Genomic DNA, 13,322 nt, shown 5'->3' on the forward strand with positions numbered 1-13,322 from the left:
TTATAAAATTAACCATTCCAATCATCAAAGATATGATAACTTTATTGTTACAGGGTGGCCCGAACTATGGAAGAAAAAGACGAAATTGACCTGTTTCTCGACTCACAGGAAAAAACGGAAGAAGAACTGCTGCAGGAGAAGTGTGAAAGGACATACAATGCGGCCTCCAATCCAGTACGCAGGGACATCGTCCGCGGGATATGTTTCCTCGGGAAGACAAAAGAAGAACTCCTGAACGAAACCGGCCTCGATGAAGCCACTTTAAAATTCCATACCGAGGTCCTTATAAACGCAGATTTTATTTTTCAGGATGAAAAAGAGGTTTACAAACTGACCGAACTGGGGCTGAACGTGCTTCCAAAACTTTAAACTTTTTTTGAATAACTTCACTTTTTTTAAGGGCCTGAAACCTCGAAGTCTCCTGCGAAAAGGTCCTCTTCGGCAATCCGTACCCACTCAAACCTGTCAAATCAAGGTGGTGGGGTTGATGTATACGGGTGGAGAAGTGTCTCATGCAGAGGCTCTGGTGGCCTGTACATGACATGAAGAGAGTTAGAACCTTCCACATGCCGGTTACGCCTAAGCTGTTGACTATCAAAATGTACCCCCATGTTCTTCTTAATCCGTTCCTGGAAACTAAAAAATGACCAGATAGGGAATATTAGGTCAGAAGAAATAGGTGTCATGAAGAAGAATCTGTATATTTTATATATTGGAAAATATATTCATTTAGTAATAGTACACGTCGTTAACATTTCATATAAAATCTCCGAATTAACCCATTTACACTAAATTGAATTACAAAATCCTGTTTACACATTCCATTTTACAAAAAACAACGAAAGGAAGGAAAAACAATGAAAGTAATGATCATAGGAGGTTTTCTGGGAAGCGGGAAAACCACCACCATACTGAAACTCAGCAGGCGACTGAACGATTCAGGAAAGCGAATTGCCATCATAGTAAACGAGATCGGAGAAATCGGGCTTGATGGGGATACCTTATCGGGAACCGGGATCACGACCGAAGAACTGACAAGCGGCTGCATCTGCTGCACACTTAAAATCAGCATGCAGTACACTCTCCAGACCCTGGAAGAAGAATTCAAGCCTGATGTGGTTATCATCGAGCCCACCGGGATAGCCTTCCCGGGACAGATCAGGGAAGAAATCAAGAATATGGGGCTTTCCGAACTATCCTTTTCCCCTGTGGTGACCCTGGTAGACCCCTGCCGTTTCGGGACCGAAGTCAGTGAAATCCCCAGGTTCATTGAAACCCAGATAAGGGAAGCCGAGATCCTGGGCATAAATAAGCTGGACACAGCCCCCGGAGAGCGGGTCCTTGCCACGGAAAAGATGCTTTCAAAACTGAACAGCGAAGCCATGGTCCTCAAATTCTCTGCAAAAACGGGAGATGAACAGTTCGAAAGCCTGCTAAACCACCTTGCAGTTCCGGGACTTGAAAAAGCCCCTTCAGAGAAACAAAACTCCATTGAAGTCTCGGAAGTTTCGGCATTTTCAACCCGCTATGCCCTGGTATCCTCCCTTGAACCGGAAAAAGGCATTGCACTTGCAGAAGAGAGCCTGCTAAGTATCCGGGACCGTGTAAGTGAAATTAACCCCGGGTTCATAGGGCATGTGAAGCTTTCCATCAAACTCCCCGAATCCGTGGTCAAAGGCAGCGTAACCTCCTCGAAAGAGACCCCCCAGGTAGAAATCCTTGACAGGAAGAGTGAGAAATCCGAATTGAGGTTGCTTTCCGCTATCACGAAAGTCCCTAAAGAAGAACTTACGGAAATCGTGGAAAGTTCCATAGAGAGCAAACTCAGGGAAGCAGGGGTTCCATTCGAAAAAATGGAGCAGAAAGGGCATGAACACGAACACGGAACAAGAGTGGACATGAACATGCTCATGAAGCCGGAAAGGGCATGAACACGAACACGGAACAAGAGTGGACATGAACATGCTCATGAAGCCGGAAAGGGCATGAACACGGACACGGAACAAGAGTGGACATGAACAAATGAGCATTGAGTTGATTTTCTTTTCTTAACTTCCTCGCGACAAAAAGTTTTCCCTCCTCTTTGCACCTTGCCCAACCACCCTTAAAACAGGAGCGCTCAGTGCTCCTATCCCCCTAAAACAGGGACCTCAGGAGGAAGGCAAACTGTTCATCCCAAAAAACTTTGCCGAAGGGACGGGTTTTTGGGAGAGATTATCTCTGCTTGAGAAAAAAAGGTAAAAAATGGAGGTATTTGTGAATGAAAAAATAGAAATTGTATGAATGATTAAAACTCTGTATTTAAAAAATACATGGAGCACTGATATGCAAGAAAAAGAAGAAGACGAACTTGATGTCTACATAAATTCCGAGAAAGGGCCAAGCGAAGCTGAAGCTATTAAAAAAGACCATGTAATGATGGGAAAGGTCGCCCTGAGTTCAGAGAGGAGAAAACTCGTGAGGATTGTAGGTTTTTCCGGAATAAAAAAAGAGGAATTAAAGGAGAAATCAGGCCTTAGTGACTTCATGTATAAATACCACATGGATCTCTTGCTCAAGGAAGGGATCCTTAAGGACGAAGGGGGAAAATATCACCTGACGGACCCCCAAGGAATTACAGTACATGAGTCAGGATTAAGGATTTAAGGGCCAGAGGGTTGATGCCGGAATCCTAATTAAAGCCTGAATACTAAAAAACGGGCCTGAAAATCAAAATCAAAAAATATGGGTCATGAGGGTTTTTGAAGTTCATCATAAATGATTAAATGTGCCAAATTTTTGGCAAGTGTGGACTTTTCCGACGCTCTCAAAAAGGAAAAATTTCATTCCTTTTTGGATTCATTCGTTTTTGTATTCCTTACTTATAAGTATCCTCATGAATTTATGCCGGTTTTCAGTATATGCCGGTTTTCAGTCCGTGAATCATTCCTTTTAAATCCATACGTTCATTTCTATTCATTCCATTCCATACATAAGGAAATATAAATTTAGAAAGCATGCGACACGGTTCAACGACTGAACAGGTGAGGGTGCTTTTTACTAAAAAGCGATAAGTTTTTATGTTTTTCAGAATAATGGCGTAATGCTTAAAGTTTTCGATATTCTATGGAAGTTTCAAAAACGCCCCTGTCTAATTTCCAGAATACATATCGAATGATAAACAAACGGAGTGTGAATAAATATGCCAGCAATAGTTAACGAGGAAGAATGTTCCGGATGCGGAACCTGTGTCGATGAATGTCCCTCAGAAGCAATCACCCTCGACGATGACAAGGGAATCGCAGTCGTCGACCAGGACGAATGTGTAGAATGTGGTGCATGCGAAGAGGCATGCCCGAACGACGCAATCAAGGTAGAAGAATAAAACAATCAGCTTGGAATAATTTTTTATTCCATTTTTCTTTTTCATTTTTATCGAATTATTTCTTTCTCTACGGAGGTATTTTTTTAGATGGCAGCAGTTAAAGCGGGTATTTTAGGCGCCACCGGTGCTGTAGGGCAGCGGTTCATAGAAGCACTGGCAAACCATCCCTGGTTTGAGATCACAGCCCTTGCAGCATCCGAGAGAAGCGCCGGAAAAACGTATAAAAACGCAGCAAACTGGAGGCTTGACACCCCGATGCCGGAAAACGTGGCCGACATCGAAGTGGTCCCTGTGGATCCAAAAGCCGTGGACGCCGACGTGGTATTTTCGGCTCTCCCTGCAGACCTTGCCCTCACTGTCGAACCGGACTTTGCAAAAGCCGGCTTTGCAGTTGCAAGTAACGCCTCAGCCTACAGGATGGAAACAGACATCCCCCTTGTAATCCCCGAGGTAAACCCCGAACACCTGGGGCTCCTTGAAGTCCAGCAGGACAACAGGGGATGGGACGGGTATATCATCACAAACCCCAACTGCTCCACCATCGTCATGACAGTGAGCCTGAAACCCCTGATGCAGTTCGGGCTCGAGTCAATCCAGGTCGCCACAATGCAGGCAATCTCTGGAGCCGGGTTTGCCGGGATCCCGGCAATGGCAATCTACGACAACGTGGTCCCATACATCGGAAATGAAGAAAATAAAATGGAGACCGAACCCCTGAAGCTCCTTGGAAAATTCAACGGTGCGGAAATCTTACCTGCAGACATAAAAGTAAGCGCTTCCTGCCACAGGGTCCCGGTAATTGACGGGCACACGGAAGCCATCTGGGCAGGCATGGAAGCAAAACCCAGCCCCGAGGAAGTAAGGGAAGCCTTCCTGAGCTTCGACCCGAAACTGGGAGACCTCCCCTCGGAACCCGCAAAAGCCCTTATCGTGCGGGACGAAGTCGATCGGCCCCAGCCGCGCCTGGACCGCAACATGGGCGACGGCATGAGCGTTTCCGTAGGCCGGATCAGAGAAGGCATCCGCTACATAGCAATGGGACACAACACAATCCGCGGAGCCGCAGGGGCAAGTGTCCTGAATGCGGAACTTCTGCACTCCATGGGAAAGCTCTGAGCAGAGAGCTTCATCCCAACCTATTTTTATTTCAACAGAATTTAAAGGTATCAAAGTCTTATTTTATCAATTTTAACCATATCAGGCCCCCCCATCTACCATTTGATCTTATTTTACCATATTCAGGGCAAGATTACAGAAATCAGAAATGAGATTTATAGAAATGTGAGATATAATTGCCCGTCAATATAAAAAGGGACTTAAAGGATGCAAACCAAAATAAGTATTGGTAGAAAGTGTAACTTCGATTTGAAGTGTGAATTAGACACCATGTCTGAATTAAATATTAAGTCTGAATTAGTTTTTAATTTTGTTTAAGGAAAAACTTTCCCGGACCAGAAAAGCATCGAGCGAGAGCTATGCAAAGGGAATTCCACCTGTCGGACCGGAGGTTTACATTTGGGCTCAAACCTCCGGAATCCTCCGACAAAGACCCAATGTGCTTTGCCTTCAGTCAGCGCAGACTGCTTGTATGGAAATGGGTAGGAAGGATTATGGAAATTCCATGCCAGACAGATCTCGAGAAATCAGGTCTGCCCATTTGTAGATAGCAGTACCTTGGGACCTTTGACAACAGGCCCTGTTACTCCCTCGAACTGGAAGAGGGAGTCGAAGCGCCTGAAAACATGGAATTTCTGGAACTCCCCCGGCTCTATGGAAAGCTGAAAGCCGACCTTCTGGGAGTCGCGGGAATGGCCGTCCAGGTAATGGAATGGGACCGGACGAACCAGTTTTGCAGCTTCTGCGGAACTCGTACGACCCTGAGAAAAAAAGACCGGGCCAGGCAATGCCCTGACTGTGGAACCCGGTATTACCCCAGGGTCACACCTGCAGTACTTGTACTTATCTCCAGGGACAAAGAATTGCTGCTTGCCAGGTCCCCCCGATTTCCTCCCGGGACTTACTGCCTGGTAGCTGGTTTTGTAGAACCCGGAGAAACCGTGGAAGAAGCCGCGGAAAGGGAGGTGAGGGAAGAAGTCGGGGTCAGCATAAAGGACCTGAATTATTTCGGAAGCCAACCTTGGCCTTTCCCTCACACCCTGATGCTGGGCTTCACGGCAAAGTATGCAGGAGGAGAAGTCGTTGTGAACCATGAGGAAATCGAAGACGCCCACTGGTTCCCTGTAGAAAAACTACCACCTCTTCCTTCAAAAATAGGGCTTTCCAAAAGGATCATAGCCCACTTTGTTGAGAATTTGGATTGAATATTCGACCTGATTCATTGATTCAGCCTGATTCATTGATTCAGTAGGGTCCTCTCAGTATCAGCCTGAATCAAAATTCAGGAAAAAAGTTTCCATGCGGCCTCTTCAGCTCTCCGCATGACCTCTTTTACCGGAGTCACCGACTTTCTTGCGACCTGTTTGCAGTCCTCAAACTCCGCGGAGATGTTGAGCAAAACTCCTTCGGAGTCCCTGGCTACCTTGACAGCCACTTCAAACACCTTTCCGTCAACATCGATCCTGACCGTTTCGATCTTCCGGGCGGCGATCAGCCGGTGCCTGGTAGGAATCACCCTGATACCCAGGGAACCTGTTTCAGTTATGATTTTCCGGGCAAGTTTCGAGCTGTCTTCGGGTTTGCATATGACCTTTATAACATGGGCGGGCCGGCCTTTTTTCATGGTAGCGGGGATAATCACAACGTCCCTGGCCCCCATGACAAGCAGTTCCTCGAAGAGGTTGCCGAGCACTTCTCCGCTCACGTCGTCCGCATTTGTCTCCAGGACCTCGATCGTATCCTGGATCAGGCAGGAGTCAGGTTCGGATAGTATGCCCTGGAGCACGTTCGGCCCCGGAAGGTCGGCATCTCCTGCTCCGTATCCTACCGCTGTTACCCTCCCCTGGGGGAAAGCTTCAACGGATTTTGCAAAATGGGAAAGGACAGCGGCCCCGGTTGGAGTGAGCAGTTCTTTTTTCACGTTGCCCCCCCTGAAAAAGAGCTTCCCGTTCCTGAGAATCTCGAGGGTTGCGGGGGCCGGTACCGGAAGAGTCCCGTGGGCGGATTCAACCGTTCCGCTGCCGACATTGATAGGAGTGCAGTAAACGGCGTCACAGCCAAGGGCATGGATCGCAGCCGAAGAGCCAATGACATCAGCAAGTGCGTCACTTTGGCCCACCTCGTGGAAGTGCAGGTCCGCGAGGTCGGAATACCCGTGGACAGCAGCTTCAGCTTCCGCCATCTTCGCAAAGATGTCAAGAGCACTTACTTCCACAAGGGAAGGCAGTTTTGCGGACTTGATTATGTCTATCAGTTCGGGGTATTTCCGGACTTTTTCCTTTTCCGGCACTCCTATCCGAACATCCAGGGCTTTTATGCCCTTTTTCTTAACTTCCCGGATGTCCACGGACACGTCTACGGAAGCCTCTATCAATTCCCGGACGTACTGCCGGTCTGCCCCGAGGTCAAGGGTACAGCCAAGGATCATGTCCCCGGCAGCCCCTGAAAAAGGATTGAAAATCAACGCTTTCATGAAATTCCTGCCTGCAGGTCTTCGATTCACTTATTCCTGCTCTTTATTACCCTTCTCTTTATTCCCATGCCCTTTATTTCCCTGCATAACACCGGTTCCTGCAGCAGCTGCGATCAAATTCGCTATACGAGCCGCAAAGGCTCCGGCTACAAAGCCAGCATCGATGTTCACTACCGAGATGATGGAGCAGGACTGAAGCATTGAGAGAAGGGCTGCTTCCCCTCCTCCTCCTGCCCCGTATCCCGTGGAAACGGGCAGCCCTATCACCGGCACATCGACCAGCCCCGAGACCACAGTGGGAAGAGTCCCTTCCCTTCCCGCGGCAACAACGATAGCTCCGGGGTTCCTGGCTTTGAGCCTCTGGAGTTCAGGGATCAGCCTGTGAATACCTGCGACTCCCACGTCATACACAGCAACGGTCTCACATCCCATCTCGGAAGCCACTACCCTGGCCTCCTCAGCCGCAGGGATATCCGCCGTACCTGCGGAAATGACCCCCACAACTCCACCGGTGACCGGCGAAGGAGTTCCATCATGAACGACTACGGTGCGAGCCCGCCGGTTCAACTCAAGCTTTTCAGGAGGGAATGCTTTCATGAGAGCTTCAACGTGCTTTTCCGAGACCCTTGTTATCAGGGCTCTTCCGCTCTCGGCGACCAGGACCTTTGCAATCTCCACGACGTCTTCGGGTTCCTTGCAGTCGGCAAGGATTGCTTCCATTATCCCGGTCCGACTTTTCCTGTGGGTATCCACCTTCGCAATGCTCGAGTAACTCACAAAACCCATGGACCGAATCTGCTCTTCCGCAGTTTCAAGCTCGATTGTTCCGTTTTTGATATCTTTTAAAACTTTTGTTAGATCCAGAGGGACCACCTTCCAAGATGTGGACGTTATAAGATAACAGGCATTTTCTGATAATACCTTTCATGACAAAAATATTCCAGAATAAGAAATGATTTTTTTTCTTGAATGGAAACGCTTTCGTGAAAGACACCCTTACCCCGAAAAAAGATAAAAACCGAGCTTCAATTCCCGAAGCAAGTTTTCGTCTTATCCGTACAGCACAGTTTTTTCGAAACTGGGGACAAAGGCGTATTTTCCAGTCCCAGGTTATCATCCTCGAAATTAACAGTAAAGTCCTTTATGCCTTTCAGAGCCCTTTCTTCAATCAATTCCTTAATTTCATACATAGAAAGCTTCAGGCCGGCTTCTCTTACCCGATTTGTCAGTTCCTTTAGCTCTTCGTACTCAACCCGGGCAGAAAGAGGCTTTTTTTCTTTTCCTAGAACTATTTTTACATCAATTTCCCCTTCCCAAAGAGGCAGGTCATTTTCATCCCTGAAAGAAAGGCAGAGCGACCTCATTTCGTAGTCAAAAGGATAATGTTCGGTCTTCAAAATCCTGACCCCGAGAGTACCGGTTTCCAGAGCCATGAACTCGGCAAGGACCTCAAGGTTCCCTTCCTCACTGTCGATCAGAAAAATATATTCGCTCCGGCCTTTCTTCGTGAAAGCCGGCACTACATGCACATTTTTAGCCCCAAGCTTCATCAGTTCCTCGATCAGGTAGGGCACCTGGTCACATGTAATATTGTCAACGTTGGTCATTAAGAGCAAAGCGTGACCTCCAGGCAGCCTCCGGAAGAGGGAAGGCGAAAAGGAAAAAGGGCAGAGACCAGATAGGGCAGACTGAGCCGCCCCTATATGGACATATTGCCTCTGACCGCAACCTGATCTGGCTGTTAAGCCAGCCTTAGCTGGAAAGAGTTTATAAAACTGTTAAGTATTTCTCAGTTGTTAAATCTTTTCCAGCGGCAGGTTTTTTCGACTATTTAAACCTTTCCGGATTGGCGATATGTTCAAAGATTTTACATGGAGTCCATTATCCGGACTGCAAGTTTTGCAACGTCGAAAGCTTTTTCCCGGGCTCCGGGGATTGCAGCAGTACCGGCTTTCCCACCCTTTTCAGCAAGCTTTGCAGCTTCTTTTGGCTCTAAAACCTTCATTGCTGCGGCTACGGCTGCAGGCACTGTGATATTGATAATAGAGTGGCCCGAGAGCTGCAGTTCACTGACAGGAATAGCTGCCAGGGGGATTACTTCCAGGATATCCTGCTTGTCATTGAAAATGGCGTCAGGGATCACGGTCTGCCCAAGCCCCTTAAGCTCGAACTTCTTGCCGTCTACGGTTACGTCCACATCGGCATCGGTGTCAAAGCCGTAGTAGGAATTAGTGAACGGATGGTCCCTGCGGGCTCCGCCTACCAGTTTTTTGATTTCGATCTTGAGTTCGTGCCCGGTCATGGCTCCGAGCATGGCAGCTGCCCTGGTCTCAACGGTTGTCTTCCTCTCAACATCAATTTCCCGGACAACATCTTCTACGGTCTTCCCGGCTTTAAGGGCATCATAGGTCTTCTGTGCCCTCCGGAAGATTGCAGCCGAGCGCACACCGTCAGTCCCGAGGATCATTGTACGGGTAACCAGACCTCTCCTGACCTGCTCGGTCTTCCTGGAGATGGTGTTAAGGGCAACAGCTGCGATTTCGGGGTCAAGCCACTCATTCTTTTTGACTTCGGCAATGATATCCGCAGCCTTCTCGACGTCAGTTTCGCACTTGATCAGAGCCCTGAGGGCGATGATACAGTCTGCGGTCATGTGTCCGAGAGGTGGCATAATCGGGCCCCCGGAGAAACCGGCTCCTATCTGGACTGATTCCTGGAAAGCACAGAGCATTTCCCCGAAAGACATCATACCTACAACGGTTGGGGCACCGATGTCCTTTATAATGACTCCGAGGTCTCCTACAAGCCTGGCTGAGTCGTACTCTTCGCCTGTCCCCCTCATGTGGAGCTTTTCAGGGATTCCTGCGACTTCACATGCAGCTTTTCCTGCAAGGTAAGCACTGTTTACATCGAAGAAACCGCCGTACTCAGCCCCAACAAAAGCGTCAGGGTGAACGATTTCCAGGGATGCGGCTGTTCCAATGATTGCAGAAATGATAGGGCTTGCGGAAACTCCTGCTCCCCAGTATGCCTTCATCATAGCTTCGGTTCCGACTTTTGCCGCGTTCATGGCAACTTCGGGGAAGCCGATGTCTTCTCCAAGGGTATTGTGACCGTAGAGAGGACCTCCGGCAACGCCAAGGGGAAGTTTGCGCCCGTCGATCCGCGTAAGTTTACCTTCTTCCATGGCTTTGTAGATTGCCTGGACCGCTGCAAAGCCCGATACCTTGTTGTTGGACTTGGGAGTAGGGACTGAAATGACCCCGGTCCTATCCGCGCCTGCGATCATGCGGGCAAGAGCCCCGATCTTCCGGTTCCCTGCAGGAACCCCGGCCTGGGCATTGGAACCTGCAAAGTAGCAGATACTTGCGGCAAAAAGGGCTGCATTTGCAGGGCTTGCCCCCGCTTCCTTTGCGGCTTCGATTCCCTTTTCAAGGACCTGGTCAATTTGAAGGCTGCCGCTGTCCTCATCGGTAAGCTGGATGTTGGCGCCCCGGAAGAGTTCGGTTGCAATAGCGTTTGCGGCACACATTGCCCCGATGTTAGTCATGCCGTGCCCTTTTGTAAGGGCTTCAATCCTGTCATTGGTTATGTTCTGGATGCTTGAGATCGCCGCCATGGAAGCAGCGTAGACTTCGTTATTCAAGAAAAGTTACCTCCTATTTTATAAAATCCAAACATATATAATTCATAAAATGTGTAAAATTCCTCATGTAAATAGTTATTCATTAACGCTGTTAAACGCTGAATATTATTAAAAAAGTCAAGATAAAAATAATTAAAAACAAGTAAACTTGAATTTTTGTTGTCGCCGTGAACTTAAGAAAAATGCCTGAAAAAGGTATAAGGATGCGTTGTATCAAGGCCCAAGAAAAAACAAAAATATAAGAAAATTAAAGGAAAAGGTTTAGATTGAATACAGGAAAGGGTTCACGGGAAAACTCAGGGCAAGTACTGAAAAGAACAGAAAAGCACATTTTTAGACATTGAAAATCAATTTAAGAAAAAACGAGAGAATGAGGAAAATCAGGAGAGCGAGGAAATCAAGAGAGTGAAGAAAAAAGGACAACCGAGAACAAAGGAAGTGAGGAAAACTGAAAAAAGGGAAAACAGGAGAATAAAGTAAAGAGAAGAGTGAGGAAAGAAGGAAAACGACGAAAGAAGGACAGTAAGGAAAGAAGGAGAATAAAGAAAAAAGGAAAGCTAGGAAATTAGGGTAGGGAGTCCAAAACCCCGGGCATCGATAAGTTTAAAAGCGAAATACAGTTAATGAGTAAAGATTATCATGCTCATAGTTCTATCCCTAGGCGGTTCAATTCTTGCGAAAGACCTTAACCCGGATCGATTTTTAAAATACTCCGAAGCTCTCAGAAAGCTTTCGGAAAAACATAAACTGCTAGTGGTAACCGGAGGCGGGGAAGCTGCTCGGAACTACATAGGAACTGCCCGCGCAGTGGGGGCAGACGAAGTTACCTGCGACTTTATAGGCATTGACATCACCCGCCTGAACGCAAGGCTTCTTATCTCGGCCCTCGGAACAGCTGCCCACCCCGAAATCCCGGCAAGCTACCTGGAAGCCGCAAAAGCCCTGACATCCGGGAAAATCGTTGTCATGGGAGGAATCACCCCCGGACAGACCACGGACGCAGTCTCGGCAATCCTGGCAGAATTCCTGCGGGCGGACCTGCTGACAATCGCAACCTCTATCGACGGTGTCTACTCCGCAGACCCTAACAGTGACCCTGATGCCGTAAAATACGACATAATCTCTCCGGAAGAACTCATCAACATCGTGATGTCCATCGAGATGAAAGCGGGCTCAAAGTCCCCGGTAGACCCTGTAGCTGCAAAAATCATCGAAAGGTGCAAACTCGACGCCCTGGTAATGGACGGGAGGGACCCTGCCCTGCTTGAAAAAGTCCTTGACGAAAAAACAGAGGAGAAATCCGCGCTTTCTTGCGGGACCTGGATCACAGCAAGGAAATAAAAGGTTGAAGCCAGATCTTTTGAGTCTTCCTCAGGAGAATTAAATCGAACTCCAGTATATCAAAAACCAGATTCAAATACATCAAAACTTAAACATAGAGGTTCCTACATATATTCATATTGCAGAGAGCCAGATAGGTTCCCGACTCTGGTTCCCGGCAGTTTTTGGAGAAAGGAGGAACCGGGCTTGATTCTGCCAGAAAAAAAAAACTGTTTAAAAAAGAGACATTTTACCTTCCGTTTATTTTCTTTAATTGCACTTCTGATTTTCTTCTGTGTCCAGGCAGGTCCTGTTTCGGGGGCAACGAGCGGGACAGCTGGTGGAGAAGAAAACGCCCTTATTGTTGATTTTTTCTCAGACCATGACCTGAGCGATGCAACGGTCAGGTTTGAACAGCCCCTTGAGAACGTTTCCCTTGTTTTTACCCTGAGCTCAGGAAAAGAATTTCTGAAATCGGAAACCTTCCATCCGGGCTCCGTAGATAAGGGGCAGGAGATCACAAAAGTCCTTTTCTGGGGGCTTGAAGAGGACTTTGGAAAAGATAGAGACTCCTATACAGCACAGCTTTTTGTAAAGGACGGAAGCAAAACTCTTGAATCCCGGAAACTTTCATTTTCTTACCGAAACCAGTATCTTTCAACCCTCAAAATTGTGGATTTCTCTGCAGACTCCGAAAAAGCTTCCGTTCTGATAACCCTTATGAGCTCCGCAAATCTCGGATTCGTCCAGATGCCTGAACCCAGCGTGGTGGACCTGGACCTGAAACTCCTTTCCGGCACGGACATCATATACTCCGAAAGCCTGGAAAATGTCCCTGTAACAGACGCATACTATAAAGCAATGACCTGGCCTTTCCTTCTCGAAAAAGACAGAGATTACACGGCTCTCCTGAAAGTGCATTCCCATTCCCCTGACATTACTACGGCTTATACATCGGACTTCAGGGCAGAAGAAAAAGTAGAAATTCTTGATGCGGACATCGACGTGGACGAATACGGGGCAAGCGTTACAATAGTCGGAAAATCCCAGGTGCCTTTTGATGGGATTATCAGGGTCGTGCTGACTCCTGAAGCAGGGGATGTGAAGGTCTTTGAAGAAACTGCAGATATCCTGACCGCGGGACAGGAAGATACCGTAGGGATTATCTGGCAGGGAGCGTCCAGGGGCGACTATAATGTAAAGATCTATGTGTTAAACCTGGAAGGCGAAGTCATGGACAGCCATGAAACAGCCCTGAGGGTTTTTGAGCCCGTAGCCGAAATAAACCCTTCTGAAGAATCTCCAGCCTTCGGGATTCAGGCAGCGCTTGGTATTTTCCTGTGCTTTGCGGTTTTTTCGGGAAGAAAAAGGAGAGGGAAAAAAGAAGTGTGATCGGCATCTCA

Annotated in this window: 11 protein-coding genes and 1 pseudogene; 8 read left to right on the plus strand and 4 right to left on the minus strand. The window is 47.8% G+C overall.

What is annotated here, in order from left to right; genetic code table 11:
• Positions 1–66: 66 nt before the first annotated feature.
• The 6 genes and pseudogenes from MSMTP_RS16130 to nudC form a co-directional block, all read left to right on the plus strand.
• Positions 67–369: a hypothetical protein gene (locus MSMTP_RS16130; protein WP_048181566.1), complete on the plus strand. Its 303-nt coding sequence runs from the start codon at positions 67–69 to the stop codon at positions 367–369.
• Positions 370–857: 488 nt separating this feature from the next.
• Positions 858–1,931 carry a GTP-binding protein gene (locus MSMTP_RS16135; protein WP_048181568.1) on the plus strand — a complete coding sequence of 358 codons (1,074 nt, stop codon included), beginning with the start codon at positions 858–860 and terminating at the stop codon, positions 1,929–1,931.
• Between the two features lie 394 nt (positions 1,932–2,325).
• Positions 2,326–2,646 (plus strand): hypothetical protein, encoded by a 321-nt coding sequence (locus MSMTP_RS16140; RefSeq protein WP_048181571.1) that lies wholly within the window; start codon positions 2,326–2,328, stop codon positions 2,644–2,646.
• Between the two features lie 535 nt (positions 2,647–3,181).
• On the plus strand, positions 3,182–3,364 hold the full coding sequence (locus tag MSMTP_RS16145; protein WP_048181573.1) for a 4Fe-4S binding protein: 183 nt from the start codon (positions 3,182–3,184) through the stop codon (positions 3,362–3,364).
• An 87-nt stretch (positions 3,365–3,451) separates the two neighbouring features.
• A complete protein-coding gene (gene asd, locus MSMTP_RS16150) occupies positions 3,452–4,480 on the plus strand; it encodes an aspartate-semialdehyde dehydrogenase (RefSeq protein ID WP_048181576.1) in 1,029 nt (342 codons plus the stop codon).
• 566 nt (positions 4,481–5,046) lie between these two features.
• Positions 5,047–5,685 (plus strand): annotated as a pseudogene (nudC, locus tag MSMTP_RS16155) (NAD(+) diphosphatase); the annotation flags it as partial.
• 77 nt (positions 5,686–5,762) lie between these two features.
• On the opposite strand, the gene larC (MSMTP_RS16160) reads toward nudC, so the two are convergent.
• The 4 genes from larC (MSMTP_RS16160) to MSMTP_RS16175 all read right to left on the minus strand — a co-directional run bounded on the left by larC (MSMTP_RS16160) (position 5,763) and on the right by MSMTP_RS16175 (position 10,599).
• A complete protein-coding gene (larC, locus tag MSMTP_RS16160; RefSeq protein WP_048181579.1) occupies positions 5,763–6,953 on the minus strand; it encodes a nickel pincer cofactor biosynthesis protein LarC in 1,191 nt (396 codons plus the stop codon).
• A 30-nt stretch (positions 6,954–6,983) separates the two neighbouring features.
• Positions 6,984–7,817 (minus strand): nickel pincer cofactor biosynthesis protein LarB, encoded by an 834-nt coding sequence (gene larB, locus MSMTP_RS16165; RefSeq protein ID WP_048183848.1) that lies wholly within the window; start codon positions 7,815–7,817, stop codon positions 6,984–6,986.
• 161 nt (positions 7,818–7,978) lie between these two features.
• The gene (gene larC, locus MSMTP_RS16170) at positions 7,979–8,569 is read right to left on the minus strand and encodes a nickel insertion protein (RefSeq protein ID WP_048181584.1); all 591 of its coding nucleotides are present in this window, start codon (positions 8,567–8,569) and stop codon (positions 7,979–7,981) included.
• 251 nt (positions 8,570–8,820) lie between these two features.
• Complete coding sequence (locus tag MSMTP_RS16175; protein WP_052718437.1) at positions 8,821–10,599, minus strand: hypothetical protein; 1,779 nt, start codon at positions 10,597–10,599, stop codon at positions 8,821–8,823.
• 639 nt (positions 10,600–11,238) lie between these two features.
• Between MSMTP_RS16175 and pyrH the strand changes: the two genes are divergently transcribed.
• Both pyrH and MSMTP_RS16185 read left to right on the plus strand, forming a co-directional pair.
• On the plus strand, positions 11,239–11,940 hold the full coding sequence (pyrH, locus tag MSMTP_RS16180; RefSeq protein ID WP_048181587.1) for a UMP kinase: 702 nt from the start codon (positions 11,239–11,241) through the stop codon (positions 11,938–11,940).
• Positions 11,941–12,126: 186 nt separating this feature from the next.
• A complete protein-coding gene (locus tag MSMTP_RS16185) occupies positions 12,127–13,311 on the plus strand; it encodes a hypothetical protein (protein ID WP_048181590.1) in 1,185 nt (394 codons plus the stop codon).
• Positions 13,312–13,322 lie beyond the last annotated feature (11 nt).

It is taken from the genome of Methanosarcina sp. MTP4 (genome assembly GCF_000970045.1).
Classification (GTDB): Archaea; Halobacteriota; Methanosarcinia; order Methanosarcinales; family Methanosarcinaceae; genus MTP4.